This is a genomic window from Streptomyces sp. NPDC005551 (assembly GCF_042871785.1).
GTDB lineage: Bacteria > Actinomycetota > Actinomycetes > Streptomycetales > Streptomycetaceae > Streptomyces.
The window spans coordinates 460,717-486,323 of record NZ_JBIAJE010000007.1 but is presented as its reverse complement, the minus strand read 5'-3'; the positions used below and the strand labels follow the sequence as shown (position 1 = coordinate 486,323).

The 25,607-nt window shown below is 71.3% G+C and carries 21 protein-coding genes and 1 pseudogene; 5 read left to right on the top strand and 17 right to left on the bottom strand.

From position 1 onward, the window contains the following. Nucleotides 1-292 precede the first annotated feature (292 nt). Together ACFYP4_RS22875 and ACFYP4_RS22870 are read right to left on the bottom strand one after the other, a co-directional pair. Nucleotides 293-2,374: a condensation domain-containing protein gene (locus ACFYP4_RS22875; protein WP_388787520.1), complete on the bottom strand. Its 2,082-nt coding sequence runs from the start codon at nt 2,372-2,374 to the stop codon at nt 293-295. 1,475 nt (nt 2,375-3,849) lie between these two features. After that, nucleotides 3,850-4,209 carry a hypothetical protein gene (locus ACFYP4_RS22870; protein ID WP_358853667.1) on the bottom strand — a complete coding sequence of 120 codons (360 nt, stop codon included), beginning with the start codon at nt 4,207-4,209 and terminating at the stop codon, nt 3,850-3,852. 1,051 nt (nt 4,210-5,260) lie between these two features. On the opposite strand from ACFYP4_RS22870, the gene ACFYP4_RS22865 reads away from it, so the two are divergent. Next, nucleotides 5,261-5,509, top strand: coding sequence for an acyl carrier protein (locus ACFYP4_RS22865; protein WP_388787517.1), 249 nt, complete (start codon nt 5,261-5,263; stop codon nt 5,507-5,509). 95 nt (nt 5,510-5,604) lie between these two features. Here the strand turns inward: ACFYP4_RS22865 and ACFYP4_RS22860 are convergent, their stop codons facing one another. The 7 genes and pseudogenes from ACFYP4_RS22860 to ACFYP4_RS22830 form a co-directional block, all read right to left on the bottom strand. Further along, nucleotides 5,605-5,892: a hypothetical protein gene (locus tag ACFYP4_RS22860; protein WP_388787514.1), complete on the bottom strand. Its 288-nt coding sequence runs from the start codon at nt 5,890-5,892 to the stop codon at nt 5,605-5,607. After that, nucleotides 5,889-6,710, bottom strand: a complete 822-nt coding sequence (locus ACFYP4_RS22855) for an AfsR/SARP family transcriptional regulator (RefSeq protein WP_358853669.1) — start codon at nt 6,708-6,710, stop codon at nt 5,889-5,891. Before ACFYP4_RS22855 ends, ACFYP4_RS22860 begins: the two co-directional genes overlap by 4 nt. A gap of 498 nt (nt 6,711-7,208) precedes the next feature. Further along, a complete protein-coding gene (locus ACFYP4_RS22850; protein ID WP_388787511.1) occupies nt 7,209-8,075 on the bottom strand; it encodes a 4'-phosphopantetheinyl transferase family protein in 867 nt (288 codons plus the stop codon). A 1,231-nt stretch (nt 8,076-9,306) separates the two neighbouring features. Then, a pseudogene (locus ACFYP4_RS22845) lies at nt 9,307-9,741 on the bottom strand (phosphopantetheine-binding protein); the annotation flags it as partial. Nucleotides 9,742-9,761: 20 nt separating this feature from the next. Beyond that, entirely contained in the window at nt 9,762-10,154 is a 393-nt protein-coding gene (locus ACFYP4_RS22840; RefSeq protein WP_388787508.1) for a hypothetical protein, read from the bottom strand. Between the two features lie 371 nt (nt 10,155-10,525). Continuing rightward, a complete protein-coding gene (locus ACFYP4_RS22835) occupies nt 10,526-11,548 on the bottom strand; it encodes a BTAD domain-containing putative transcriptional regulator (RefSeq protein WP_388787505.1) in 1,023 nt (340 codons plus the stop codon). Between the two features lie 411 nt (nt 11,549-11,959). Further along, the gene (locus ACFYP4_RS22830) at nt 11,960-13,399 is read right to left on the bottom strand and encodes a DHA2 family efflux MFS transporter permease subunit (RefSeq protein ID WP_388787502.1); all 1,440 of its coding nucleotides are present in this window, start codon (nt 13,397-13,399) and stop codon (nt 11,960-11,962) included. A 942-nt stretch (nt 13,400-14,341) separates the two neighbouring features. On the opposite strand from ACFYP4_RS22830, the gene ACFYP4_RS22825 reads away from it, so the two are divergent. Further along, nucleotides 14,342-14,953, top strand: a complete 612-nt coding sequence (locus tag ACFYP4_RS22825) for a pyridoxamine 5'-phosphate oxidase family protein (RefSeq protein ID WP_358853308.1) — start codon at nt 14,342-14,344, stop codon at nt 14,951-14,953. 369 nt (nt 14,954-15,322) lie between these two features. Here the strand turns inward: ACFYP4_RS22825 and ACFYP4_RS22820 are convergent, their stop codons facing one another. The 3 genes from ACFYP4_RS22820 to pgm form a co-directional block, all read right to left on the bottom strand. Further along, nucleotides 15,323-15,862 (bottom strand): hypothetical protein, encoded by a 540-nt coding sequence (locus ACFYP4_RS22820; RefSeq protein ID WP_388787499.1) that lies wholly within the window; start codon nt 15,860-15,862, stop codon nt 15,323-15,325. 337 nt (nt 15,863-16,199) lie between these two features. Further along, nucleotides 16,200-16,844 (bottom strand): dihydrofolate reductase family protein, encoded by a 645-nt coding sequence (locus ACFYP4_RS22815; RefSeq protein ID WP_388787496.1) that lies wholly within the window; start codon nt 16,842-16,844, stop codon nt 16,200-16,202. A gap of 386 nt (nt 16,845-17,230) precedes the next feature. Further along, entirely contained in the window at nt 17,231-18,871 is a 1,641-nt protein-coding gene (pgm, locus tag ACFYP4_RS22810; protein ID WP_388787493.1) for a phosphoglucomutase (alpha-D-glucose-1,6-bisphosphate-dependent), read from the bottom strand. A 299-nt stretch (nt 18,872-19,170) separates the two neighbouring features. Here pgm and ACFYP4_RS22805 point away from each other — a divergent pair, with 299 nt between their 5' ends. Continuing rightward, the gene (locus ACFYP4_RS22805) at nt 19,171-20,346 is read left to right on the top strand and encodes a spore photoproduct lyase family protein (protein WP_388787490.1); all 1,176 of its coding nucleotides are present in this window, start codon (nt 19,171-19,173) and stop codon (nt 20,344-20,346) included. Nucleotides 20,347-20,452: 106 nt separating this feature from the next. Here the strand turns inward: ACFYP4_RS22805 and ACFYP4_RS22800 are convergent, their stop codons facing one another. Further along, entirely contained in the window at nt 20,453-21,178 is a 726-nt protein-coding gene (locus tag ACFYP4_RS22800; protein ID WP_388787487.1) for an acetoacetate decarboxylase family protein, read from the bottom strand. A gap of 180 nt (nt 21,179-21,358) precedes the next feature. Next, a complete protein-coding gene (locus ACFYP4_RS22795; protein ID WP_358853314.1) occupies nt 21,359-21,607 on the bottom strand; it encodes a hypothetical protein in 249 nt (82 codons plus the stop codon). Between the two features lie 397 nt (nt 21,608-22,004). Between ACFYP4_RS22795 and ACFYP4_RS22790 the strand changes: the two genes are divergently transcribed. Next, nucleotides 22,005-23,204 (top strand): hypothetical protein, encoded by a 1,200-nt coding sequence (locus tag ACFYP4_RS22790; RefSeq protein WP_358853315.1) that lies wholly within the window; start codon nt 22,005-22,007, stop codon nt 23,202-23,204. A gap of 11 nt (nt 23,205-23,215) precedes the next feature. Further along, nucleotides 23,216-23,806 (top strand): hemerythrin domain-containing protein, encoded by a 591-nt coding sequence (locus ACFYP4_RS22785; protein ID WP_358853316.1) that lies wholly within the window; start codon nt 23,216-23,218, stop codon nt 23,804-23,806. 138 nt (nt 23,807-23,944) lie between these two features. On the opposite strand, the gene ACFYP4_RS22780 is transcribed toward ACFYP4_RS22785, so the two are convergent. The 3 genes from ACFYP4_RS22780 to ACFYP4_RS22770 form a co-directional block, all read right to left on the bottom strand. Then, complete coding sequence (locus ACFYP4_RS22780; protein ID WP_358853317.1) at nt 23,945-24,253, bottom strand: hypothetical protein; 309 nt, start codon at nt 24,251-24,253, stop codon at nt 23,945-23,947. 478 nt (nt 24,254-24,731) lie between these two features. Next, nucleotides 24,732-24,911, bottom strand: coding sequence for a DUF6480 family protein (locus tag ACFYP4_RS22775; RefSeq protein ID WP_358853318.1), 180 nt, complete (start codon nt 24,909-24,911; stop codon nt 24,732-24,734). A gap of 98 nt (nt 24,912-25,009) precedes the next feature. Beyond that, nucleotides 25,010-25,342, bottom strand: a complete 333-nt coding sequence (locus ACFYP4_RS22770) for a putative quinol monooxygenase (RefSeq protein WP_388787482.1) — start codon at nt 25,340-25,342, stop codon at nt 25,010-25,012. Nucleotides 25,343-25,607 lie beyond the last annotated feature (265 nt).

Genomic DNA, 25,607 nt, shown 5'->3' with positions numbered 1-25,607 from the left:
GGGCGGGAGCGGTGCACGCCACGGCGTCGGACGACGACATCGGCTGGCCCAGGAAATGATCCCCCGCCCCGCCCCCGCACCGCCCCCGCACGGCAGGCGACACCGCAGGACACCGCAGGGTGCCGCGGGACGGTGCGGGGTGCCGCGGGACGGTGCGGGGTGCCGCGGGACGGTGCGGGGTGCCGCGGGACGGTGCGGGGCGCCGCGGGACGGTGCGGGACGGTGCGGGACGGTGTCTGTATCTGTACGGGTGCCTGTGTGTGTGGGGGGCGGCGGGGGGGGTGGGGGGTTTTCAGTGGCGGCGGGCCGAGGCGCTCGCCTGCTGCAGGGCGCCGGCCAGGGTGCGGGGCGCGTCGGGGCCGTGGCCGGCGCCGGCGACTACGACCAGGGGCGGGCGCACTCCGGGCCTGGTGAGGTGGCGGGCCAGTTCGCAGGCCAGGGCGCCGGTGCCGGAGTAGCCGCCCAGGACCAGCCGGCCGTGTGAGCGGGCCAGGGCGCCGAGGGCCGCGGCGTGGTCGCTGTGCCGGCCGGCGGTGAGGCTGAGCGCGGTCAGTGCCTCGGGCCCGCGGTAGTGGCGCACCACCTCGTCGTGCCCGGTGCGCGGTGCGCCCGGTACGTCGAGCAGGCACACGGTGGCCGCCGCGGGTGCCAGCGCGCCGCGCAGCACCACCCAGGGTGCCGCATCGCGGGTGCCGGGGCCGTCCGGGACGGGGGGTGTGGCCGCGCCGGGCAGCAGGGCCAGTACGTCGGCGACGGTGGTGGCCGCGCCGGCGGCTGCGGGCAGCAGGCTCAGCAGCCGGGCGGTGTGCGCCAGCAGGGTGCGGGCGGCGCCTACCTCCAGAAGGTCACGGTCGTAGGCGCAGGTGAGGGTGAGAGCGCGGCGGGCGTCGTGGCCGGCGCGCAGCCGCAGGGCGTATCCGGCCGGCGCTCCGGCGGCTTCCTGCTCCTCCAGGCGTATCCCGTGCGCGGCCAGGTCGCTGCCGGCGGTTTCGGGCCGGGGGCCGCAGTCGAAGGCGAGCAGGCCGCCGGCCCGCCGCCCGGTACTGCTGCCGGGGGCCGGGCTCGCGGCGGCGGCCCCTTCGCAGGCCGCCATGTCCATGGCCCTGTCCCGCAGTTCACCCAGCAGCGCGGGCAGGCCCAGCGCCGCGTCGAGGGTGACGGTCAGGGGCAGGGCGTTCTCGAACGGGCCCGGGAGGCCCTCGATGCCCTGGAGGAGCAGTCCCCGTCCGGGAAAGTCCAGGCCGAAGCCGACGGTCGCGGGCCCGGGTGCCGCGCCGCGGGCCCGGTAGGAGAGCATCGCCCACACCGCTTGGAGCACGCTGCTTTCCGCGACCCCCCACTGGGCGGCCCAGTGGGCCAGGTGTGCGCTGCGGCTGGGGGACAGGGCCGTGCGCAGCACGCCGGTGCCGGCGCCGGCGGCGGGGGTGCGGGCGGGCCGGGGTGCGGCGGGCACGGCCGGCGGGCGGGCCGCGCCGCGCCACCAGGCGCCCGGGCCGGGGTTGCGGGTGCCGATCCAGCGGGCGAAGTCGCCCAGGGCCGGGCGGCGTTCACCGCCGGGCAGCACACCGCCGGCGAGGTAGGCGCGGCAGCACGCGCGCATCAGCAGCCGCACACTCCAGCTGTCCAGCAGGGCACGGTGATAGGTGAGCAGTACGTCGGTGAAGGGCGCCGCGGCGTCGGCGGGGTTGCTGTCCAGCAGCGTCACGCGCACCGGCGCGGGGCGGCGCAGGTCGAAGGAGCGGGCCCGTTCGCGGGCCAGCAGCGCAGCGCGCCGGGCCGGCGTGCCGTGGGGGTGGCGGTCGATGTGGGTGATGCCGCGGTCGAAGACGACGGCGCGCGGGCGCGGGTCCCACACGAAAGCGGTGCGCAGGACGCTCTCGCGCGCGCTGACGGCCTGCCAGGCCGCTTCGAAGCGTGCGGTGTCCAGCGGGCCGTGCCAGCGCCACAGGATCTGCTCCACCTGGTGGTCGGGCCAGGTGAGGGCGTCGGTGAGCCGCTGCTGCTGCAGGGGGGTGAGAGGTTCGGTGCGCGGCAGTGTCCCGCAGGGCAGGCCGGCCGCTGCGGTGCCTGCCCCGGGACCGGGCAGAGCGTCGGCGGCGGGCCCGGGCGCGGCGGTGAGCAGGTCGGCGAGCAGGCCCGCACAGCCGGGCGCCGGCGTCTGGTCGCCGCCGGACAGTTCCACGCTGTGCAGGCCCGGGCCGTGCCGCAGCAGCCGCAGCCCGTTGTGGCGGGCAGCGGGACGGATCTCCGCGATGCGGTGCATGGCCCGGTGGACACAGGCGGTGTCCAGTGGGCCGTGCAGTTCCAGGACGCCGTGGGCACCCCGTTCGGGGTCGATCACCGCGCATACGCCGGCAGGCGGGCCGTCGTTCATCGCCTCCCCCTCCTCAACTCAACCCCGTACGGAACCCGGACCACTTGCCCCCGCACCTCAGCAGACCCTCACCCCCGGCACCCCCGGCACCCCCCGGGCACCCCCCGGCCGGCGACAACCCTCGACCCCGGACCGGTGACAACCGGCACCCCGGAGCGGTAAGGAGTGTGGCGACCCGGCCGGTGAGGAGCATGGCCCCGGACCGGTGAGGAGCAGTGCCCTGGGGCCGGTGAGGAGCAGTGCCCTCGGACCGGTGAGGAGCAGTGCCCTCGGACCGGTGAGGAGCATTGCCCTCGGACCGGTGAGGAGCAGTGCCCTGGGGCCGGTGAGGAGCATTGCCCTGGGGCCGGCGGCAACCGGCACTTTGGGACCGGTGAGGGGCGTTGCCCCCGGCCGGCGGGATGCAGCGCCCCGCGCTGCCGAGCCACGCGCACATCACCACCGGCCCGCCCCCGGCAGCCGACCCGAGCCGGCACAACCGGGCACGGCACGAAGCGGGACCCGCACAACCGGGACCGGCAGGTACGGGACCGGCGGGCACAGGACCGGCAGGTACGGGACCGGCGGGTCCGAGGGGTGTTGCCCGGGGTGTTGCCCGGGGTGTTGCCCGGGGTGTGTGCGGTGTCCCCCGTCCGGGCGCCACAGTGTGCAGCGCCGGCCGGGTGCACAGTGCACTCCCCTGGTCCGGGGTGGCCGTGCGTCGCCGGTGCGGGTGTCCGGCAGGCATCCGGCCGCGGGTGCGGCGGCGGTGCGTACCGGTGCGGTGCGGTGCTCCGTCCATGGCCGGCGCCTCCCGTTGGGTCCTGCCACGCTAGCTCCGGCACGGCCCGTACGTCCGTTTTCTCCAGTGGCCCCCGAACCGTCTGCGACCTGCACTCGTCCGCGCCGACAGCGGGCGGCACGGCACACCGCGGCAAGCATGCCTGCACGCGTCCCGCGCGCCTCCCGCCCGCCCGGCATCTGCCACCCCGGGGTGCCATACACGTCCCCCGGGCACCGTGCCCGCTCAAATGGGCGGCGCAGCGCCGGGTCCGGCCCGGGGGCGGGTGTCCACCGCGCCCTGGAACTGCCCTGCCCGCGAGCGGAGTTCGGAGCTGCGGCGAAACCCGGAGTGGTGGCAGCGGGCAGGCGCCGACTGCGCCCTGCGGAGCGAACCGGCAGCCAGCAGCCGGCGGGCGGCGGGCGGGGCTGGAGGCGGCAGGCAGGGGCCGGCAGGCGAGGGCCGGCGGGTGCCGTACGGCCCTCCGGCGGGCTGCGGGCTGCGGGCGGGGCAGCACCGGGCCCGGCCCCGGGGGGCGGGTGTCCACCGTGCCGCGGAACTGGGCTTCCCGTACGCGGGGTTCGGAGTTGCGGCGAAACCCGGAGTGGTGGCAGCCGGGGGCCGCACCGCGAGGTCCGGTGCCCGCGGACCGCCCGCCAGCCCGCCTGACCGACGGCGCGCGCACGGTAGTTGGCGCTGGTTCGAGGGGGGTGTGTCAGGACGGCACGGTGGCGGGCACGAGCAGGTCGTGGCACTGCGCGAGGCGGCCCGCCGCGTCGAAGCGGAGCTCCGCCACCAGCGACCAGGCCGCTTCCGCGGCACGGGCGGTCGCCCGCAGCGCGACGACGTCGTCGTCGGCCAGCAGGCTCTCGACCGTCAGCCCCAGCCCGTCGGGCAGCGCCCGCCCGCCGGTTCCCTCCGGGCCCGCCCAGTGGCGGGTGAGCCGGTTGACCTCGCCCCGGTTGCCGGCCGCGACCAGCGCGCGGACGAGTTCCTTGTTGCGTTCGCGCACACTGTGCGCGGTGAGGAGTTCGTGCAGCGCCCCGCTGAGGGGCTCGGCCAGCGTGGGCACCATGACGAGAGGCCCTTCTTCATGGTTCGTCGTCCCGTGCAACTGTCCCGCACACCATGACCGACGGCCCTGGAGAGGTGGCGGAGAACGGATGGACCCCGCTGCTTCGCCGCGGCTCCAGCACGCCTGCAGGCGAGGTGATCAGACTGTCACGGGCCAAGGCCCGGACAAGACGACGGAGCGGTCCATGACGCCGGCCCCGGCAGGACGGGAACGATCAGGACCATGACGGACGCCCCTGCCGACACCCAGGACTGCCCCCGCACCGTCCTGGCAAAAGGACCCACGGAGTGCGGCAACAGTACGCTCGTGCACCGGCCGAGCCGGCGGGCGGGCACCGCGGTGCGCACGCGATGGGCCTTGCGCACGGACACACCGCGCAGGACCTGCCGGCCGGGGACATGCACGCCGCTCACCAGCGGGCGTAACGCACGCAACTGCCTCACCTGAACCAACTGAACCAACTGGGCCAACTGGGCCAACTGGGCCGGACCAGCCCGCTGGTGCTGCACGTGAACGACATCCACCCGGCCCGCAAGCAGCCCCTCACGCGCGCACGCCACCTCACCCGCCGCACCCGGCCCGCCCGCATCCCGCAGGCGACGGCCCGCACCCACCCGCGAGAACGACAAGACCCGCGAGAGCAACGGGAGCAGCAAAACAGGGCTGGAGCACAGGCCGGGACTGCTGGAGCGGGGGCAGGGACTGCTGGAGCAGGCCGGGACTGCTGGAGCGGGGGCAGGGACTGCTGGAGCGGGCCGGGACTGCTGGAGCCGGGGCCGGGACTGCTGAAGCCGGGGCAGGGTCTGCTGGAGCGGTCCGGACGGCCCCTGCCCCGCCGCGTGCGGCCGCCGTGCTGCTGGACTCCCCACCCCTCACAGACACCCCCTCCCCCACGCACCGGGCGGGCCAGCGACGCCAGGGGGCGGGGGGATACGAGGTCATACGGGCCTGGGGGTGGTGCCGGGGGGGGGCGCCGGGTGGTGTCCGGCGCGGTGTCCGGGCCCCACCGTTTTCCGGTGAACCGACGGCACACAAAAGGGTGGGACCAGCCATGGCCTGCGACATGACGTCCGAGGAACTCCTGCGGGGCTATCTGCCGTTCCCGGGCGCGGGTGAACCGCTTCAGGCCGACACCGACCTCAGGGTCTCGGCTCTGGACTCGCCGGCCGCGGCGCAACTGCCGGGCCCGCTGGAGAGCCTGGACGCAACCCGCTTCACGGACGAGGCGTTCTCGCTGGACACCTTCGCCCCACCGGCGTCGCTGTGGGCGACGGTGACCCGACTCAAGACCGCCGCCTGACCCCCGCCAGACACGCACGAACACCGGGCCGCCCGCCAGGGCGGCGTCCCGGCCGCACGAGAGCACCGACAGCCCGGATGCAGCAAACCCCCGGCCTAAAGCCCGACAACGGCACACCAGGCCGCGGACCAGGCCGCAGCGGGCCGAACGGCAGCGTGCCCGACGGCGACGGGCCCGACGACGACGGGCCGGACGACGACGGGCCTGGCCACCGGCCAGGCGGCAGCGTGCCCGACGGCGGCGGGCCGGACGGCGGCGGGCCGGGCCACGGACCAGGCCGCAGCGTGCCCGACGACGGCGTGCCGGGTGGCGGCGTGCCCGACGGCGGCGGGCGGGGTGGCGGGCGGGACGCCCGGCTGGGTGGCGGCGGGGGTGTCCCTCATGCCGCGAACAGGTCGAACGTCGAGGAGTGACGCGGCCCCGCCAGAACGTCCAGCTGCGGGTCCACGGCCAGCACGGCCTGGTGCATGCGCTGCAGCTGCGGGGAGGGCTCAACCCCCAGGTCGTCGATGAGCCGCATGCGCAGCCTGCGGTAGACCTCCAGCGCGGTGGCCTGCCGGCCCGAGCGGTACATCGCCAGCATGGCCTGGGAGTGCAGCCCCTCGTGGTGGGGATGACGGGCGGTCAGCTCGGTCAGCTCGGCGATCAGCTCCGCATGGCGGCCCAGGCGCAGGTCGGCGTCAATACGCCGCTCCACGGTGACCAGCCGGCTCTCCTGCAGCCGCATCACCTCGATCTCAAGGACCGGCCCGAGTTTCACATCGACCAGCGGCGCGCCGGTCCACAGATCCAGAGCGGTCCCGAAACACGCCGCGGACAACTGGTTGTCACCGGCCTCGAACGCGCCCTGGCCCTGCCGGATCAGATCCTCATACCGGTTCACATCGACACAGCTCTTGTCGATCTGGAGCAGGTACCCCCCGTGCCGGGTGGCGAGAACGTCCTTCGCCTGGCCCGGCGCGCCCGGTCCCATGGCCGTGCCGAGCCGTCTGCGCAATTGCAGAATGTATGTCTGAAGAGTCGTCAGCGCACTCGCGGGAGGCTCGGTCCCCCACAGTTCCTCCATGAGCGTGGGAACAGGCATGACCCGCCCCGGATACAGCGCCAGCAACGACAGAATCTGCCGCGGCTTGCCGGCCGTCGGAACGATCGATCCCCCGTTGACCTCGGCACTCAACGGACCCAGAACCTGAATCTTCACGGTGCCCCTCCCACCTCGTCGAGTTCGTTGTCCAGTTCCTTCTGGTGGCCAGAAATCTCCGCCACGACGCACGCTAGCGGTGCGCGTACCCGGCCATCGTTTCCCTGTAGCGGTCCTCCAGCGGCACTCCACGTCAGGTATCGCGCACAGCTTTTGTCGACTCTCGAGAACACCTGCACCCATACCGGAACTGAACTCGGGATTCCGTCGCGGACACACACCGGCAGACAACCCACCCGACACACACCTTCCCTTTTCCGCCTGCCACCGCCACCGCCACCGGATGAAAACCCCTGCCGAAACCCCCGCCCAGACCACAACGAAAAACCCCACCCAAAACCCCGCCCCGGCCACAGCCGAAACCCCCGCCCAAACCCCATGCCGAAACCACTGGCGAAACCCCTGCTGAAACCCATGCCGAAACCACTGGCGAAAGCAGTGCGGAAACCGGGGCTGCGGGAAGAGCAGGCGGGTGGTGTCGTTTCCCGGGCCGGCGGGTCACCGCCCGTGCGGGGCAGGGGATGCGCCCACCGGCTCGGGCAGCGCGATGACGCGGGGTGTGGCCCGGTCCCAGGGAAAACCGTGATGCAGTTCCAGATACGGGACAAGACCGTCGTCAGCGGGCAGCGCCACAGCACTCAGCACGCCCGGCACCGGCTCCAGTTCCACAAACCGCCACCGCCCGTCCCCGTCATCGGCCGGCGGCCGGAAGGCAAGCACACCCCCCTCACCGGCCAGAGTGAAGGAGAACTCATCGAACGGCAGAGCCAGTCCCAGCCCACGGGCCTTGGAATAGGCCTCCTTCAACGTCCACAGCCGCAGCACCCGGCGGCTGCGCCGCTCTCCCGCCGGCTCCTCCAGCACCCACCCCTGCTCCTCGGCAGTGAAAGTGGTCAGAATCGTCTCCAACGCACGCGCCTCACGTGCCAGACCCTCCACATCAACCCCGATGCGTTTGCTGCGGACGATACCGAGCAGGCTGTAACCACCCGCGTGGGAGAGGTTGAAATCCAGATGCCCCCCGCCCCGGGGCAGGCCCCCGGGCAGCGGCTGCAGGAAAGGCCGCCCCCGAGCCGAACGCCAGATGACCTGCTCGGCCTCGGCAAGGCCGGCCTCCAGCGCCAGCGCCCGGCGCACCAGCGTATGCGCCAGGAGATACTGCCGCCGGTCACGCTCGAAAAGGAAACGCGCCGCGGTCTCACGCTCACCCTCATCAAGCCAGTGCGCAGCAAGAACACCAGCGACCGCGGGCGAAAGAGCATCGTTGGAACACAACCACAACTTCACCGGCACCGGCACCGGCACCTCGCGGGACTGCGGCAGGGGCCCAGCACCCAACGGCCCCGGAGTAGTGAGCGTCATCATGTTCCTCGTCCGTCTCGGTTCACCACCCCACCCCCAAACAGTCCCCCCACCACAACCACCAGGGCCGCCGGAGCCGCCGGAGCCGCCGGGGCCGCCGGGGCCGCCGGACCTATCGGAACTGCCGGGGGCCACCGGAACTGTCAGAACTGTCAAGGCTGTCAGGGGCTCTGGGACCACAAGGGCCCACAGGGCTGTCGAACCCGCCGGGGCCCGGAACCGCCACGCCTTCCGCACTGTCAGGGCTGTCGGGGGTGTCAGGGCTGTCGGGTTGTCCGGGCCCGGGACCACAGGGGCCCCGGGCTGTCACAGGAGCTGTCGGCCTCGTTCGGACCCGTCGGACCCGTCGGAGCTGTCGGACCCGTCGGAGCTGTCGGACCCGTCGGAGCTGTTGGAGCTGTTGGAGCTGTTGGGGCTGTCAGGGGCGGAAGCGGCGGGGAACTACCGGCCGCCACCCGGGTGACGGCCGGCCAGGCGCCACCCGGACAGCGGTGACCGGACAGTGGCCGGGCACCCCCCAGGTGAGGACAGCCGGATCGTGGCCGGACACACCCCGGCGGCAACGACTGGATGATGTCTGGGCACCGCCCGCCCCGGCGGTAATGACCGGGCACTGCCCAGGTGATGGCCGCCTGACGGCGGCCCGTGACAGTGACGGCGTGATGGCGGCCCGGTGCCGGTGGCCCGGTGCCGTCGTGATGGTGCTGGCGGGATACCGCCCCCGGCAGTGGTGGCCGGGTAGCGCCCCCGGGTAGTGGTGGCCGGGTGAGGGGTGGCGGGGTGGTGGTCAGGCGGGGCGGGCCGTCAGGAGCGCGGCGGCCTCATCGACACCGATCCGCTCCCCGCGCACCGCGTCCAGGAGCGCGAGCATCTCCTCCTGGGACAGCGCAGGCCGCTTTCCCACCGCGGCGGCGGACGCCGGCAACGGCACACCCCCCGCAGCCGGCACACCAGGGACCACGGAGACCGCAGGGACCACAACAGCCTCAGGGACCGCAGGAGCCACGGGAGCCACGGCAGCTGCAGGGACTGCGAGAGCCGCAGGGACGGCAGGAACCACAGGAACCCCAGGGACCACGGCCACGGGAACCGCGGGCACCGCGGGAGCCGCAGGGCCAGCGGGAGCCGCAACCGCAGCCGCAGCTGCAGGGATCACGGGAACCGCGGGGGCCGCGGGGGTGGCGGAGGCGGCGGGGGGTGCCGCGTCCCGGGTGCGGGAGGCGACGTAGGCGGCCATCGCGGCGAGGCTGGGATGCTCCTGAACCGTGACCGGACGCTCGGCCAGCCCATAGGCCTGATTGACGCCGGCAACAAAACTGGCGGCCAGCAGAGAATCGATACCCAGCTGATCGAAAGCGGCCCCGCCCTCGATCTCGAACGGCTCACAGTGCAGAAGCCGCGCCAGCTGCTCCCGCAGCACCCCAAGGACCCCCCGCACAGCCGCCGGAGCAGGAACAGCACGGACAGCGGAGGCAGGGACACCCTCACGCAGAGCCACCAAGTGCCGGGCCAGCAACGCCGGCGTGCAGTACTCATACAGCGCCCCACCCGCGACACGGACCCCGAAATGCCGGCCGACGGCACTCACGAACTCAGCAGCCAGCAGGGAATCCAGACCATAAACGGCAAAAGGCCGCCCGGACTCGATACACCCGACATCCGCACCCACCACACCCGCCAGCACAGCCTTCAACTCACCAAGAACATCAACACCAGCACCAGCACCAGCACCAGCACCAGAACCGGCACCGAAATCAGCGCCAGGACCAGCACCGGGATCCGGGCCGGGATCAGCGCCGGAACCAGCGCCGAAGTCAGCGCCACGGTCGGCGCCGGGACAAGGGCCAGGATCCGGGGTGGGATCAGCGCCGGGATCAGGGGTGGGATAAGAGCCGGGGCCGGCGCCGGAATCAGCACCGGGGTCAGGGCCGGGGTCGGCGCCAGAACCAGCACCAGAATCAGCACCGGGACCAGCACCAGGACCGGCACCAGCACCAGCGCCGGAATCAGCGCCGGAATCAGGGCCGGGATCCGGGCCGGGGTCAGGGTTGGGATCGGCGCCGGGAAGAGCCGTCGGCTCACGGGACATGATGCATACCTCCACAAAAGGCGGCGGCGCCCGGGCGCCGGATGAAGTCAGTGGACCGGAGCCAGGGACACGGGCCGCGGACCAGCCGCCGGGGCGGCGGATGAAGTCAGTGGACCGGAGCCAGGGACACGGGCCGCGGACCGGCCGCCGGGGCGGCGCCGGGGCGCCGGATGAAGTCAGTGGACCGGAGCCAGGGGCACGGGCCGCGGACCGGCCGCCGGGGCGGCGGATGAAGTCAGTGGACCGGAGCCAGGGACACGGGCCGCGGACCAGCCGCCGGGGCGCCGGATGAGGTCAGTGGACCGGAGCCAGAGGCACGGACTGCGGACCGGCCGCCGGGGTGGCGCCGGGGCGCCGGATGAGGTCAGTGGACCGGAGCCAGGGGCACGGGCTGCGGACCGGCCGCACCACGCACCGCACGGGCCGGCACCGGCACACTCTCAGGCCCGGCCGTCAAAATCGTGTGCTGCAGCCCACGCAGCCGCGCAGAAGGCTCCAGACCCAGCTCACGCCCCAACGTCGCACGCAACCGCAGGAACACACTCAGCGCCTCACCCCGCCGCCCCGAACGATGCAACGCGATCATGAACTGCGCATGCAGATTCTCATGCGTACGGTAACGACTCGTCAGCACCGTCAGCTCCGCCAGCACCTCACGATGACGCCCCAGCCTCAGATCCGCCTCAATACGCTGGTCCAGCGCACACAGCCGGCTCTCATCCAGACGCCTGACCTCCATCGCCAGCTGCACACCACTTTGCACATCCGCGAACGCAGCCCCCGACCACAGACCAAGCCCCGCCGCCAACGAACGCGCCGCACCCGTGAAATCCCCGGCATCCATCGCCCGGTAACCCAGACCCGCCAACCGCTCGAACTCCCGCACATCACTGGTACCACCACCGGAACACAACAGATAACCACCCGGCAACGTCACCAGCACATCCTTCGCACACCGACCCCCCACACCCGCACCCCCCACCGCACCCGGCTCCCCCACGCCCGCACCCAACTCCCCCACGCCCGCGCCGGACTCCCCCACGGTGCCGGACTCCCCCACGCCCGCACCCAACTGCCCCACACCCGCACCGGACTCCCCCACGCCCGCACCCAACTGCCGCACGCCCGTGCCGGGCTGCCGCACACCCGTGCCGGCCAGCGCCACCGCGATCAGCTCACGCAACTGCAGCACATACGTCTGCAACGTGGTCCGCGCACTACGCGGCGGCCGCCCCGACCACAACTCCTCAATCAGCGAATCCACCGGCACCACCCGGTCCGCATGCAACGCCAGCAACGCCAGCACCTGACGCGGCTTGGGAGCCGTCGGAGCGATGGAGACCCCGTTCTCCCTGACATCCAGTGCACCCAGTACATCGATGTCCACGCCGTCTCCCCTCGTCCCCGTGCACCACCGGCACCCCACCATTCAAAAACAGCACGAACGGTATGTCAATAGAAAACCGTCCGTCCTGTTTCTGAAATCCTCCACCCCACCCCACCACACCCCCCACACACCCCCCACCAGCCAACACCCCCACACCCACCACCCCTTCAACCACCCCACACCCCCACCACCCACCACCCACCACCACCCCCCAGCCACGAATCCAGCCACCCACCACCACTCCACCCCCCACCAAACAAACCACCCGGTCTCAACCCCAACACCCCACAGCACCCCCCGCCGGGCGACCTCATACGACGCCGACCCAGCCGGCCTGTCCCACACGCGATCACATACCGCCCACCACCAAACACTTCAGGCAACGGACCGGGCGCCACCCCCAGCCAACAGTCACGGGGACGAAGAGGACACAGCCGTGCCACCCGCACCCACGCGCGAACCCGGCATACACACCCGACGTGACACCGGGGACAGCGCCACCACGGCTGCGATCCCGGCGGCCACCGCGGCCGCTGTCCAGCCGTGACGGAATCCGATGAGCGCGGCATGCGTGGTGCGGGGTTCGCCAAGGAGGGTGACGATCACGGCAACGCCCAGTACGGAACCCGTCTGGCGGGCCATCGTTGTGACGGCCGACCCGGTGGCGAAGCGCTGCGGCGGGAGCGCCGCGGCAGCCGCGCCCACCAGGGTCGGCAGGGCGAAGCCCACTCCGATGCCGTTGATCAACATGCCGGGGAGGAACGCGGTCGCGTACTGCGGGTCCGTACCGAGCGCGAGAGCCCACCAGACGAGACCCGCGGCGAACAGCAGACAGCCGAGCGCCGCCGTCCGCCCCGCACCGAATCGCTGCACGACCGGCCCCAGGGTCAAGGCGAGCACAGGTACAACCAGCGGTCCCGGTGCGATCGCCAGGCCGGTGCGGATCGCCGAATAACCCCAGACCTGCTGACACCACAGCACGGAGGTGAGCAGCATCGCGGCAAAGGCGACGGTGAAGAACAGCGCCGCGACGGTGGCGACGGTGAAGGCGGGGATGCGCAGCAGGGAAAGTTCGACGACCGGCGAGGCATGCCGCGCCGACCTGAGCCAGAAGGCCACGCCGAGAACCGCCGCGGTAGCGAGTGCGCCGAGGACACCGGGCGAACTCCAGCCCCAGGCACCGGCCTTGACCAGGCCGAGAGCCAGTGCGCCTATCCCGAGCGTCAGCAGGGCGGCCCCCGCGAGGTCCGGCAGCGGTCCTTCGCGGTCCGGACGAGCATCGGGCAGCAGCCGCGCTCCCGCTATCAGACCGGCCACACCGACCGGCACATTGACGAGGAAGACCCAGCGCCAGTCGGCCTCCACGAGCAGTCCACCGGCCACAGGCCCCAGACCTGCCGCGATACCGCCGATGGCCGCCCATCCCCGGATGGCCCGGGAGCGGCGTTCGGCCGGGGTGTTGACGAGCAGCAGAGCGAGCGATGTGGGCATCAGGGTGGCGGCTCCGACAGCCTGCAGCGCCCGGGCGGCGATCAGCCAACCGGCGCCGGGTGCGACGGCACAGAGCGCGGAGGCCGCGGTGAAGACCGCGAGTCCGATGAGGAAGCCGCGGCGGTGGCCGTACCTGTCGGCGAGCCGGCCGGCCACGACGAGCAGCGCGGCGAAGACGATCGCGTAGGCGTTGAGCACCCAGGACAACGAAGCGAGCGAGGCGCCGTCGAAGGAACTACTGAGGGCGGGGACGGCCACATTGACGATGAAGAGGTCCAGGTTCACGACGAAGACGCCGGCCGAGACGATCCAGGTGGTGGCTCGCCCGGAAGCAACTGAGTTTGACTTTCCAACTGTCATGAGCGGCAAGGTAACGTGAGCGGGTTTGAAATGGCAACCTTGTCCGCACGGACGTCCTGATGCGGTGACACTGCCCGGCAGCCCCTTCCGCCCCCGCTGCGCCGCGCATGGTTGGCGAGAAGGACGCCGCTCGCGGTGCGTGAACTCTTCCGGGCGACTACCACCGCCCCGAGGCGATCACCCTGCAACACCGGCACACCGCGCGACCTGGCTGGACTGGGCCGAGAAGTGGATCACGGGTGAGGCCCTGTCGTACTGAGAGAGGCAGCACTCCGACCGCTACCTCGAGGCGGTCTGGCTCTGCCGGGCTGCACATGTGGCAGGAGGCCTCGGCCGACTCGCTAACCGTCGAGGTCCGCACTCCGGGCTGGGAATTGGCCCCACCAGAAGGAACTCGGCCGCCGGTCCAGCACTGCACGGCCAGACCGCGACTCTGGACGACTCACACAAACCGCCAACTCGCAGACGCCCTCGCCCACGGCCCCCATGAGAAGCGCTAGCAGGGCATGACCGCGACCGGTCCGGCCGGGTTGCTCGGGCCGCGGCTGACCCGGCCAGGGGCGCTTCTAGGATGGTCGGTGGTTCGCTTGGGTTTCGGGGGTGGTTCGTGGCTCAGGTGTTTGTAGCGGGTATCGGAGCCCTTCGGGGCAGGACGGGGACGATGTTGCGCATGGTCCAGCGCCTGCACGGGTTTTCCGTCCGCGCCGCTGTCCTCCCGGCAGGGCATCCCTGGTCAGCAAGGCACGTCAGCGCAGGTTCTGCGCGAAACCGGTCCTCAAGACCGGCACGGGGCCTTCCTGTTCCCGTCCGTCCCGCCAAAGCCATGAAGGCCCTGATGCACCAGGGCGCACCACCGGCCCGCATCCGCCCCGAACCGATCGCCACTCCCGTCCTCACCGCACCTCTCATGCCAGCCAGGCTCAGTCAGGAGAACGACCCGCTGTGACGTACCACGATGCCCTCCCCTCACAGGGCGAGCGACGGCTGCAGGCCCGACTCGGCACCGGCGAACGCGCCGACACCTTCTACAACCGACAGGTCCACGCTCACCTCACCGACGCCATGCGTGACTTCATCCGTCGCCAGTCCATGGTCTTCCTGTCCACCGCCGACGCCCGAGGCCACTGCGACGCCAGCTTCCGCGCCGGCCCCCCGGGCTTCGTGACCGTCCTGGACGACCACACTCTGACCTACCCCGAGTACCGCGGCAACGGTGTCCTGGCCAGTGCCGGAAACATCACCGAGAACCCGCACATCGGTCTGCTCTTCATGGACTTCACCCACGACCACATCGGACTGCACGTCAACGGCTCGGCCCGGCTCCTCACCGACGAGGAACTGCGTACCGCTCACCCCGCGATACCCGCAGACACCGCCCCCGGGCGTCGACCCGCACTGTGGACGCTCATCACCCTCCACGAGGCTTATGTGCACTGCTCCAAACACATTCCGCACCTCGAACCCGCGCCCCGCACCCTGAAACTCGCGCGCGTACGCCCCAAGGACGCCGACTATTTCACCGAAATGCCCGCTCCAACCCCCACTACGTCCTAAACGCAGCCCCACACCGTGGCGGCCCGATCGCCCACAGACCCGGCCGACTCGAGGCGCGACGGTCCGCTAGGTCTTCCCCACATCGACCTGATGGACCACCGAGATGGCACGCCTCCTTCCCTTTGGCCTGCCCTACCGCCCTGCCAAACGACTCTGCCTCTGGGTAGTTGAGATCAGAGGCCACCGGCACTGCCCCGACCACGAACGACTCCCCGAGATGACTGCGTCACTCATCACCTGGGCCTGCACAACGCTCATGATCAGGCGGCCACCCGCCACAAGGCCCGCGCCGGACGCCGTGACATCACCCGCGGCTGTGTGATGGCCGACGCAGCCTGAAGCATCCGCTGGACCGCAGCTCTCTGCGGTTCAGTTCAAGCGCTGCAACCCGGAGTCCGCCGACGACTCCGCACAAGCCGGACAGTCAGGGACGCTTGGCGGTTCAGGGAACTCTTCGTCACGTCCGTCGAGCCACACAGCCAGGCGTTCGGCCAAAGTGACCCCCTCGGGGAAGAGAGCGTGTTCGAGGCAGCGCTGGTTGGGATCCCGCGCCCAAATCTGGCCGTCGGGAGTGCTGAAGTCGACGAAGGACCAGATGGCACAGCCCCACTCCAGTAGCGGAACTACCGAGGCAGGGTGACCGGGCTTGTCACGCCACTCGGTGAGATAGGCCTCGACCAGCCGCGGACTATCGCTGAACTGGTAGGTCGTATCCGTCAGCGACAGAGCCTCGCCCCACCGGCCGAACCCGCCGTCAGCGACCTCGAGATAGATCCGCTTGAGCAGGGCGGGCATGGGATGCCCCACCGCCGCCTCAAGCTCGGCGACAGCCTCCACGGAGGCCGGCGCAGGCAGATCACCAGGGGCCGCCTCGGCGCGTATTCGGTCGAGGATCTCCTCATCGGTCATGGACGCATTCGTATCAGAGCCCACTGACACACCACGCCAGCCTTTGACGGCAGCCACCGGGACCTTAATGTTCAGAACAGCCTCTGACCCTTTTCTTCATGGTCTGAGTGGTTTTATCGGATGATGCTCCCAGCTCGTTTCACCGGTCTTGCCCACGTCGTGGCGGGTGGCCGGGCCGCCGGTTCCTCGAGTCAAGTGACCTTCCAGAGGCGGGAGTTGAGGGTTTCGGTGCCCGGACCGGGTAGCGCAGGCGCGGCAGATGAACACCCCGGGCAGCATCTCGGGCGGTCCGCCAAGCCCGCGCGATTGCATCTGCTGACTCATCCGGGCCCCCGCCTCACCTACGCCAGAACAGGTGGTGCGTCACGCCGCTCGGGCTGGGCACGATCTCCAGGTGGAACCGGTCGAGGAGCTCATCCGGGGACTGCCAGAGTTGTAGTCCGAATCCGAGCTTCACCGGCGAGACCGCCACATGCATGGTGTCGATGAGGTCAGCATCGAGGAACTGCCGGATGGTGGTGACCCCGCCGCCGAGTCGGACGTCCTTGCCCTGCGCCGCTTCGCGCGCCCGTTCGAGGACCGTGGCCGGGTCGCCGTCGACGAAGTGGAACGTGGTGTCGGAGAGCGTGAACGACGGACGCCCGTGGTGGGTCATGACGAACACCGGTGTGTGGAACGGGGGCTCCTCCCCCCACCAACCGCGCCAGTCATGGTCCTGCCAGGGCCCGCGCTGGGGCCCGAACTTGTTGCGGCCCATGATCTCGGCCCCGATGTTGCGTGCGAAGTCCCGCGTGAAGTAGTCGTCGAGTCCCCTGCTCCCTCCGGGATCCGTGCGCATGGGCCAGCTCGCCGTGGCTCCGGCCCAGGCGAACAGCCTCCCGGGATCGACGTGGCCGAAGGGTTGCTCGAGACTCTGGTCCGCACCGGCACCGATCCCGTCACTCGAGACGGCGAAGTTCATGACTCTCAGTAGTTGATCCATTGGTTCCTCGTCAGGTCTGTCGCGCCATCGTGTGGCCGGGCGGCCGGGCGGCCGCATACCCATACGTCGAAGGGGACGTCACCGGATCGACAGCGACCCGCAACTTTTTTCCAGGCGCGCCAGGAAGTGCCCTGTTGCCCTGTTCGCAGTGTGCCCGTGGCGGACACGGACGGCATCAAGGTGGCCGTGGCAGCCATTCACAGAGGTCGCACCGGACGCGGGAGCCTCGACCGAGAGCTCAGCCGCCTTCCGGGTGCAAGACGTCGGAAGCAGCGGCGTCGGTCTCCGCGACCTGCAGGGATCCGGACGGCCGCCGGCCGTGCCCGCCGCCACGTCGGCGCGAGGCTCCATGAGCCCTGAGCAGGGTCCCTTGCCTCCGGCGAGCGTCAGGCGTTCAATGCCGCGAGCACCATGGATTTGGCTTCCTCCTGGATCCGGCTCAGGTGGTCCGAGCCGAGGAAGGACTCCGCGTAGATCTTGTAGACGTCCTCCGTGCCCGAGGGGCGGGCCGCGAACCAGGCGTTTTCGGTGGCGACCTTCACTCCGCCGAGGGCGGCGCCGTTGCCCGGGGCTTCGGTGAGGACCGTGGTCACCGGCTCGTCGGCCAGGGTGTCCGCGGTGACCTGGCGCGGGGACAGCTTGGCGAGCAGGGCCTTCTCCTCGCGGGAGGCCGGGGCGTCGATGCGCGCGTAGGCGGGGGCGCCGAAACGGTCGGTGAGCCGCGCGTAGTGCTCAGAGGGCGTCTTGCCGGTCACGGCTGTGATCTCGGAGGCGAGGAGGGCCAGGATGATGCCGTCCTTGTCGGTGGTCCACACCGAGCCGTCGCGGCGCAGGAAGGACGCACCGGCCGACTCCTCGCCGCCGAAGCCGAGTGTGGCGTCGACCAGTCCGTCCACGAACCATTTGAACCCCACGGGGACCTCGACCAGTTGCCGGCCGACGTCCGCCGCGACCCGGTCGATCATGCTGGACGACACCAGGGTCTTGCCGATCCCGGCGCCCGCCGGCCACTGTTCCCGGTGGGAGAACAGGTACGAGATCGCCACGGCGAGGTAGTGGTTGGGGTTCATCAGTCCCGCGTCCGGTGTGACGATGCCGTGCCGGTCGGCGTCGGCGTCGTTGCCGGTGGCGATGTCGAACCGGTCGCGCTGCTCGATGAGCGAGGCCATGGCGTACCGCGAGGAGCAGTCCATGCGGATCTTGCCGTCCCAGTCCAGCGTCATGAAGCGCCAGGTGGGGTCGGTGAGGGGGTTCACCACCGTCAGGTCGAGCCTGTGCTGTTCGGCGATGCGGCCCCAGTAGGCGACCGAGGCGCCGCCCAGGGGATCCGCGCCGATCCGTACGCCGGCGGCCCGGATCGCCTCGAGGTCCAGCACGTTCGGCAGGTCGGCCACATAGGTGCCGAGGAAGTCGTAGCGGCCGGTGCCGGGTGCGGCCAGGGCACGGGCGTAGGGGATGCGCCGTACGTCCTTCAGTCCCGCGGTGATGATCTCGTTGGCGCGGTCCTGGATCCAGGAGGTCGCCTCGGAGCCGGCAGGGCCGCCGCTGGGAGGGTTGTACTTGAAGCCGCCGTCGGCCGGCGGGTTGTGCGAAGGGGTGATGACGACACCGTCGGCGAGGCCGGACGTGCGGTTCCGGTTGTGGGTGAGGATGGCGTGCGAGACCGCCGGAGTGGGCGTGTAGCCGTCGGCCTGGTCGATGAGAACCGTCACGTCGTTGGCCGCGAACACCTCCAGTGCCGTGATCCGCGCGGGCTCGGACAGGGCATGGGTGTCGGCGCCGAGGAAGAGGGGGCCGGTAGTGGCCTGGGCGGCGCGGTACTCGCAGATGGCCTGGCTGGTGGCTGCGATGTGGTCTTCGTTGAACGCCGTGGCGAGGGAGGAGCCGCGGTGTCCCGAGGTGCCGAACGACACGCGTTGCCCGGGATCGGCCGGGTCGGGGTGCAGCGCGTAGTACGCCGTGACCAGACGGGCTACGTCGACAAGGTCCCCGGGCCCGGCGATCTGCCCTGCTCGCGCGTCCTGCATCTGTCCGCTCCTCCGCGAAGTCGACTGCTGGGTACCGCCCCATTCTTCCCTGCCCAGCCCGCCCGGACCCACACCGAACGGCCATCGCGCGGGCACAGCCTGGACTGATGCGGTGCCGACCCGTCGGCGGCAGTTCCCCACGTCGACGACGAACTCGACCCGCCCCTCCCCTGCCGGTGCGTCGTCCGCACTCCCGTACGGCCACACCCCGCGCTCCCGCACCCCCGTACAGTGGAAGGCGCGTTTCGTCCGTCTTGTGACCGTTCACCTCCCGCACCACCCGTCTCCCGGGAGCGCTCATGCCCCACCCGTCCACCTCCCCGGACGAGGATTCCGGCACCCTGTTCGGGCTCGACGCCCTGACTCCGGCCCCCGCGCCGGGCGGCGGCGCCCCGGGGTTTCGGGACTCGCCCGCCGCGCGGCGTCTGCTGCCCGTGCGGGAGATCCACGCCGAGCCCGCGGCGGCCGCATCCGCGCGCGGTCGGCAGATCCTCGCCCGCTTCCCCGAGGCGCAGGTCGTCGAGGTGGACTCCCACTGGCGCATCCCCGGCCTGCACGGCAACGAGGGCAACATCGCCCGCTGGGTGCGGATCAAGGGCGAGACGCTCGTGCTGGGGGAGCGCAGGTCGCCGAGCACGCGCCCCAACGGCCGCTCCGCCGACTGGATCGCCCCGGGCGCCTCCAACGGTTGCGCCATGGCCTGCGCCTACTGCTATGTGCCCCGCCGCAAGGGCTACGCCAACCCGATCACCGTCTTCACCAACATCGAGCAGATCATCGCCCACATCGGTCGGCACATCGCCCGTCAGGGTCCCAAACGCGAGCCCAACCAGTGTGATCCCACCGCGTGGGTGTACGACATCGGCGAGAACGGCGACTGCTCGGTGGACGCCCTGATCTGCGACAACACCGCCGACCTCGTGCATGCCTTCCGGCGGTGGCCCACCGCCAAGGCGTCTTTCGCGACCAAATTCGTCAACCCCGACCTGCTGGCCCTGGACCCGCGCGGACGCACCCGCATCCGCATGTCGGTGATGCCTCCGCAGGACTCCCGGCTGCTGGACGTGCGCACCTCTCCTGTCGCCGACCGCATCGCCGCCGCGGCCGACTTCCTGGACGCCGGCTACGAGGTCCACTTCAACCTCTCCCCCGTCGTGGTGCGCCCCGGCTGGGAGGAGGCCTGGACACAGCTCCTGACGCACCTCGACGATGTGCTGCCGGCCCGGGTGAAGCAGCAGGCCGCCGCCGAAGTGATCATGCTGACGCACAACCGGGAGCTGCACGAGGTCAACCTCGGCTGGCACCCCCAGGCCGAGGACGTCCTGTGGCGGCCGGAGCTGCAGGAGACCAAACGGTCCCAGAACGGCGCACTGAACGTGCGCTACGCGGGCCCCGTCAAGGCACAGGCGGTGCAGCGGCTGCGTGAACTCATCGCCGCCCGCACCCCTTGGCTGCGCATCCGCTACGCCTTCTGATACCTGCTACGCCTCGACCGGTTACGCCCTCTGAGCCTGCGGAGATCACCCCTCCGGCCCGTCCGAAGGCGAAGCCCACGTCCCTGACGTACTCGTACGGCCGGCGTCACCGGCGGTTCGCCGGGGGCAGACGGACCTCCAGCCGGGTCAGGAAAAGGGCGGTGTGCCGGCCGGCGGGAAAGAAGGTGCGCAGGGGCGGCGGAGCGTGGACGTGGACTTCGACGTGGGCACGACGCGCCAGGCCGCGCGCGCCCACGCGGGTGACGTGGAGGGTGCCGCCGGGGCCGAGCTGGACCAGCGGCAGCAGTCCGGGCACATACACCGGCATCGGGATCCGGCCGGTGCCGCCCTCGCGGACCTCGATGTGCCAGCCGTCGCCGACCGCCGCACTGTGGGAGCCGCAGCCGCCCTCGCCCGCCTGCCGCGGCTCGTGGGTGAAGCGGGCCAGGGTCTTGGGAAGGGCCCAGTTCTCCCGGCCGGCGGCCAGTCCGGCGGGGGAGCTCACCGCCATGAAGGGCACGGTGGCGAACAGGGCCCCGGCCCGCCGGTGGACCACCACCGCGGTGACCTCGTCGTAGGGGCCCACCGGTGTCGCCTCGTAGCGGATCAGCGCGCCCACCACCATGACCGGGGTGGCGTTCACGCGGACCTGAGGCGCGACCACCTCTTGCAAGGCCGCGCGGGCTCCGGCGCCGGGACGCACGGCCCAGCACAGGGCACGGGCACGCACCTCCCAGGGGGCCGGCGCCCGGCAGCCCGGCGACGCGGACCGCTCCCGCGCGCTGCAAGCGATACCGGACATGTCGGCGAGCCGGGCGAGAACACGGTCCATACGGACGACCTTCCTCCAGGCAGGCGAACCGGCGCAGGCCCAGATCGGGCGGGCACGGGCACCAATCACGTACGGGCGAGCCGACCGACCGAACTGCCGCCGAGCACGGGCGGCCTCAATCTGCGGGCACGGGCGGGGGCCGCCCTGCGGGCCTGGCGTGGGGATGGTCGTTGCCTTGCGTCAGGCGCCGATCTTCGCGGCCATCGTCTCCAGCGCCGAGGCCGCGTCGCGGATCTCGTGTTCCGAGGGGGCCGTCGTGCCCAGCCGGCCGGCAAGGTCACCGCGGGTGAGCAGGACAGGTGCCCCGCGGTAGGCGTCGGAGGCGAGCAGGGCGGCCTCGACCACCTCGGCCCGCCCCTCCAGCAGGACGAGCGCGGCATCGTCGTCGTCTGAGGCGAGCAGCTCCCGGACATGACTTTCGCTGATCATCTGCGGATCACCCTTCTGCGCAACGGGCCACCCGAGTACCCCCGCTGACCGCGATACACGTCGGATCCGCCCCGGCCCGCCCCCTTTGCGGTACCGGCCGCAGGGCCGGACCCGGGAAGGGAACAGACCCGGCCCGCGGAGCCGTACGGCCGTCGGTGCGGCGGCGGCAGACCCCGTGCGGCCGGTCGGGGACCGAGAGAGGGCCGGGCGGGTGCGGGCCGAAGGAGGGAACCGGCGGCCCGGGGTCGGCCATGCGGGTGACGGCGGGCGTACACCGGGCGGGGCGGGTGCGGAGTGCGGGCGCTCAGCGCCAAGTATGGCCGTCTTCCGCTCACGGAGTGAGATCTTGACCGCCCTGGGTAACCGGGCGTACCCACCACCGGCTGAGGAGACGCAGGTGACCTTCAATCCCCTGGAACAGCGTGGTATCCCGCTCGACCGGCAGCTCAGGAACTGGCGTGAGCTGAACGTCAAGCCGATCGATCCCGACCACTGCGACCCGTACACCCGATGCCGCATCATCACGATGAACGGCATCGAGGTCGAAGCGATCATGTTCAGCCATCAACTGGCCCGCAACACCGTCGATCCGGAGGTCAAACGGCAGCTGGCGCAGACCCGCTACATCGAAGCACAGCAGCAGAAGGTGGTGAACTGGCTGCTGCCGGGCGTCTCGTCGGTCCTGGAGACGACGATCGCCTACGAGCAGGTCGCCGTCGACCTCACCGCCTGGATCGCCCGGATGGAACCCGACCCCTACCTGCGACAGGCCTACGAGTTCGGGGTGCTGGAGGACTTCGACCACCTGTACCGGTACGCGAACCTGTACGAGATGATCGAGCACCGCAAGGCGGAGTCGATCGTCGACCAGCTCACCGAGGTGATGCCGGGCAGGCCCACCAGGTTCCACCACCGTCACCCGGCCGACAACGTGCGCGATGCCTACGCCAAGGACGAGACGGACCCGCTGTCGAAACTGCATGCGCTGACGGTCATGTCGGCCGAGCAGCAGACGATGAACTTCTACATGAACACCGGCCCCACCTACATGGAGCCGATCGCCCGCCAGCTCTACCAGGAGATCGGCCTCATCGAGGAGGAGCACGTCACTCACTACGAGTCGCTCGTCGACCCCGGTGAGACGTGGTGGGAGCAACTGGTCAACCACGAGTACAACGAGTGCTACCTGTACTACTCCTTCATGGAGCAGGAGAGCGACCCCCGGATCAAGGCGATCTGGGAACTGCACCTGAACATGGAGCTGGAACACCTTCACCAGGCCTGCGATCTGATGCGCCGTCACGACGGGCGGGACCCGGCCTCGGTGCTGGCGCCGGAGTTGCCGAACGTGCTCACCTTCGAGCCGAACAAGGCGTATCTGCGCGAACTGCTGGACACGCAGATCGATCTGACGACGCTCGGTGCGGGCTACGTCCGGGAGGCACACGAGCGGTTCGAGAAGATGCAGGAGCAGATCCACGGTGGTGAGGCGCCGCCCAGTGACCGGGTCATGGCCGAGCACCAGGAGACGTTCGGCCGCGAGTACCGCGTGCAGACCGAGGGCGAGCACCCCGACCCTGCCCAGCGAGAGAAGTGAGGGATTCTGCCATGCCGCAGCTTCACACTCCCGAGGCCGGTGACGACGGCGCACCGGACGACGACGTGGTGGCCCTGCTGACCCGCCAGCACGGCGACATCCGCAACCTTTTCGACGAGGTCGAAGCGGCCACCGGTGACGCCCGCCAGGAGGCCTTCCACCGGCTGGTGCGCCTGCTGGCGGTGCACGAGACGGCGGAGGAGGAGGTCGTGCACCCCTTCGTGCGCCGCAATGTGACGGGCGGGGACGAGATCGTGGACGCCCGTCTCGGCGAGGAGCGCGCCGCGAAGGAAACCCTCAGCACACTGGATGAGACCGACACCCGCGACCCGAAGTTCATGCCGCAGTTCCTGGCGCTGCGCGCCGACGTCCAGGAACACGCCCGGGCCGAAGAACGCTACGAGTTCACCCACATCCGCCGCAGCACCGACGCGGCCTCGCTCGCCGCGCTGGCCAAGGGCGTCAAGGCTGCCGAGGCCATGGCACCCACCCGTCCGCACCCGGGCGTGGAGTCCGCGAAGGCCAACATGGCGCTCGGCCCCGTCGCCGCGTTGATGGACCGCACCCGCGACGCCGTACGCAAGGCCATGGGCGACGGCTGACGCCCTCCTGCCGGTCGGCGGCCGCGGTGCGGCCCGGCCGTCGACCGGCAGGTGGCCGAGCGAGCGTGCTTCGCGTGCCGTTGCTGAATCTGTCCGGTTCGCGCGGGGGCGGGCACGAGAGGACCTCGCGGCTGTCCCTCAAGGCCGGGGGTTGGTGCGGTGCCAGCGGGGGCGTGCGTCGCCGCCGCGGTGTCCCGCGACGGAAGCACAGCGTGGGCATTGGCGTCGCACCCGGTCCGCGGCGCCTCCGGACTGCGGGAAGGTGTCCTGCCAGGTGACGTGGGGGAAGCGGATCAGCTGGGAGCGGCTGAGGGACAGTCCGCAGACGGTCTGGTTCATGCCCTGCTCCCAGGCGTGGACCTCTCCGGCGGGCAGCCGACGCCGCCCTTCCTCCTCATCGGTCCACTGGCCGGAGGCGGCGACCGTGTATTGCCTCAGGCGGCTCATGCCGAGCGCGGCGGAGGACCGACTCCGGTGTGGCGGCCCGGCACCATCGCTGCGTGGCGCTGACCGCGGCCCGGGCCGGAGCGGGCGGCCAGAGCATCGGCGACGGCGCCGGTGGCGAACGCGTAAACGGTCTCGTGCAGCACGGCCACGAGCAGCTCTGCCCGCGGCCAGGTCCGGGCCGGAGCGCCGACGCCGTCAGACCGCAGTGGGCCATGACCGACCGCAGGACGCCCATGGCAGCGGCCTGGGCCACGTGCATGGCCCAGTTCGAAGCAAGCCTGGCTCATCATGCGCGCCGGGTACCCGGGTCCTGCCACTCATCACCCGGACCTGCGAAGAGCCCCGGCGGTCCGGACTTCTTGCGAGGACCGTCCGCCGACGGTCGGCACGGTGCGCAGGCTCCGCGACCGGCACGAACACACGAAGCCTGCCGGCAGCCGTGCCGGGGACGGCGGCTGAAGCCGCCACCCGCAGCTGATCAGAAGGAGATGATGCGGGCGATGAAGTACGCAGCCACGATCACAGCCCCGGCGACGATGAGAAAGATCCAGATCCTCGGGTGTTCCCAGGGACCGCCGTCAGCCCGCTCCTGATGGGCTTCGGCGGTGGAACCTTCTACCGGTGGTGTCTCTTCGGGAGGGACGAGCGGTTCCGTCATACTTCAACCCTCCCCCACGCACCGGCCACGCGCACCCGCTGCGCCTCCCCGAGACTGCGCCCAGGACATCGCAGGCAGGCTGGTCCCGCCAGGCAGAGCTATCCCTGTTCGGGAACCGCCATCTCCCCGAGGAGTGACCAGTCATCCTGCGGAACGGTCGCGTTCACGATGCGCGGCGTCTCCAGCAGATGGGGCGGCAGCGTCTGCTGCGCGGCCTTGAAGTGCGCGGACTGCACATGCGTGGCCCCGGCCTCGTCGTCGCGGAAGGCCTCGATGAGGACGTACTCCGTCGGCTCCTCGACGCTGCGCGACCAGTCGAACCACAGGCAGCCGGGCTCGGCGCGCGTGGCCCGGGTGAAGTCGGCGGCGATCTCGGGCCAGCGGTCGGCGTGCTCGGGACGGACACGGAACCTGGCGGTGATGAAGATCATGGGATTCCTTCACTGAAGTCTGTGCGTTTTGCATCTAGCGGGTGTCGCATGCGGCACGGGGAGGGACGACGAGGCGATCCGTTCGTGCGGGCACCGAGGCTCTGCCTCCTTTCCGGCCACGCCGTCAGGACCCATGGCGACACGATCGTACGAGTCCGGCCTGCCGTCGCCGGGTTACGGACCGCCCCGACACCGGAGCGTCGCGGCATTGCGCCGCACGGCCCGAGGCACCACGACGGGTGCCACGGCCGGCGTGCGGCCGATA

What these genes read in the sequence shown, in the direction of transcription:
- ACFYP4_RS22875 (WP_388787520.1), bottom strand. Translation starts at nt 2,374, where the DNA reads ATGAACGACGGCCCGCCTGCCGGCGTATGCGCGGTGATCGACCCCGAA.
- ACFYP4_RS22870 (WP_358853667.1), bottom strand. Translation starts at nt 4,209, where the DNA reads ATGGTGCCCACGCTGGCCGAGCCCCTCAGCGGGGCGCTGCACGAACTC.
- ACFYP4_RS22865 (WP_388787517.1), top strand. Translation starts at nt 5,261, where the DNA reads ATGGCCTGCGACATGACGTCCGAGGAACTCCTGCGGGGCTATCTGCCG.
- ACFYP4_RS22860 (WP_388787514.1), bottom strand. Translation starts at nt 5,892, where the DNA reads ATGAGGGACACCCCCGCCGCCACCCAGCCGGGCGTCCCGCCCGCCACC.
- ACFYP4_RS22850 (WP_388787511.1), bottom strand. Translation starts at nt 8,075, where the DNA reads ATGATGACGCTCACTACTCCGGGGCCGTTGGGTGCTGGGCCCCTGCCG.
- ACFYP4_RS22830 (WP_388787502.1), bottom strand. Translation starts at nt 13,399, where the DNA reads ATGACAGTTGGAAAGTCAAACTCAGTTGCTTCCGGGCGAGCCACCACC.
- ACFYP4_RS22820 (WP_388787499.1), bottom strand. Translation starts at nt 15,862, where the DNA reads ATGACCGATGAGGAGATCCTCGACCGAATACGCGCCGAGGCGGCCCCT.
- ACFYP4_RS22815 (WP_388787496.1), bottom strand. Translation starts at nt 16,844, where the DNA reads ATGGATCAACTACTGAGAGTCATGAACTTCGCCGTCTCGAGTGACGGG.
- pgm (WP_388787493.1), bottom strand. Translation starts at nt 18,871, where the DNA reads ATGCAGGACGCGCGAGCAGGGCAGATCGCCGGGCCCGGGGACCTTGTC.
- ACFYP4_RS22805 (WP_388787490.1), top strand. Translation starts at nt 19,171, where the DNA reads ATGCCCCACCCGTCCACCTCCCCGGACGAGGATTCCGGCACCCTGTTC.
- ACFYP4_RS22800 (WP_388787487.1), bottom strand. Translation starts at nt 21,178, where the DNA reads ATGGACCGTGTTCTCGCCCGGCTCGCCGACATGTCCGGTATCGCTTGC.
- ACFYP4_RS22795 (WP_358853314.1), bottom strand. Translation starts at nt 21,607, where the DNA reads ATGATCAGCGAAAGTCATGTCCGGGAGCTGCTCGCCTCAGACGACGAC.
- ACFYP4_RS22785 (WP_358853316.1), top strand. Translation starts at nt 23,216, where the DNA reads ATGCCGCAGCTTCACACTCCCGAGGCCGGTGACGACGGCGCACCGGAC.
- ACFYP4_RS22780 (WP_358853317.1), bottom strand. Translation starts at nt 24,253, where the DNA reads ATGAGCCGCCTGAGGCAATACACGGTCGCCGCCTCCGGCCAGTGGACC.
- ACFYP4_RS22775 (WP_358853318.1), bottom strand. Translation starts at nt 24,911, where the DNA reads ATGACGGAACCGCTCGTCCCTCCCGAAGAGACACCACCGGTAGAAGGT.
- ACFYP4_RS22770 (WP_388787482.1), bottom strand. Translation starts at nt 25,342, where the DNA reads ATGATCTTCATCACCGCCAGGTTCCGTGTCCGTCCCGAGCACGCCGAC.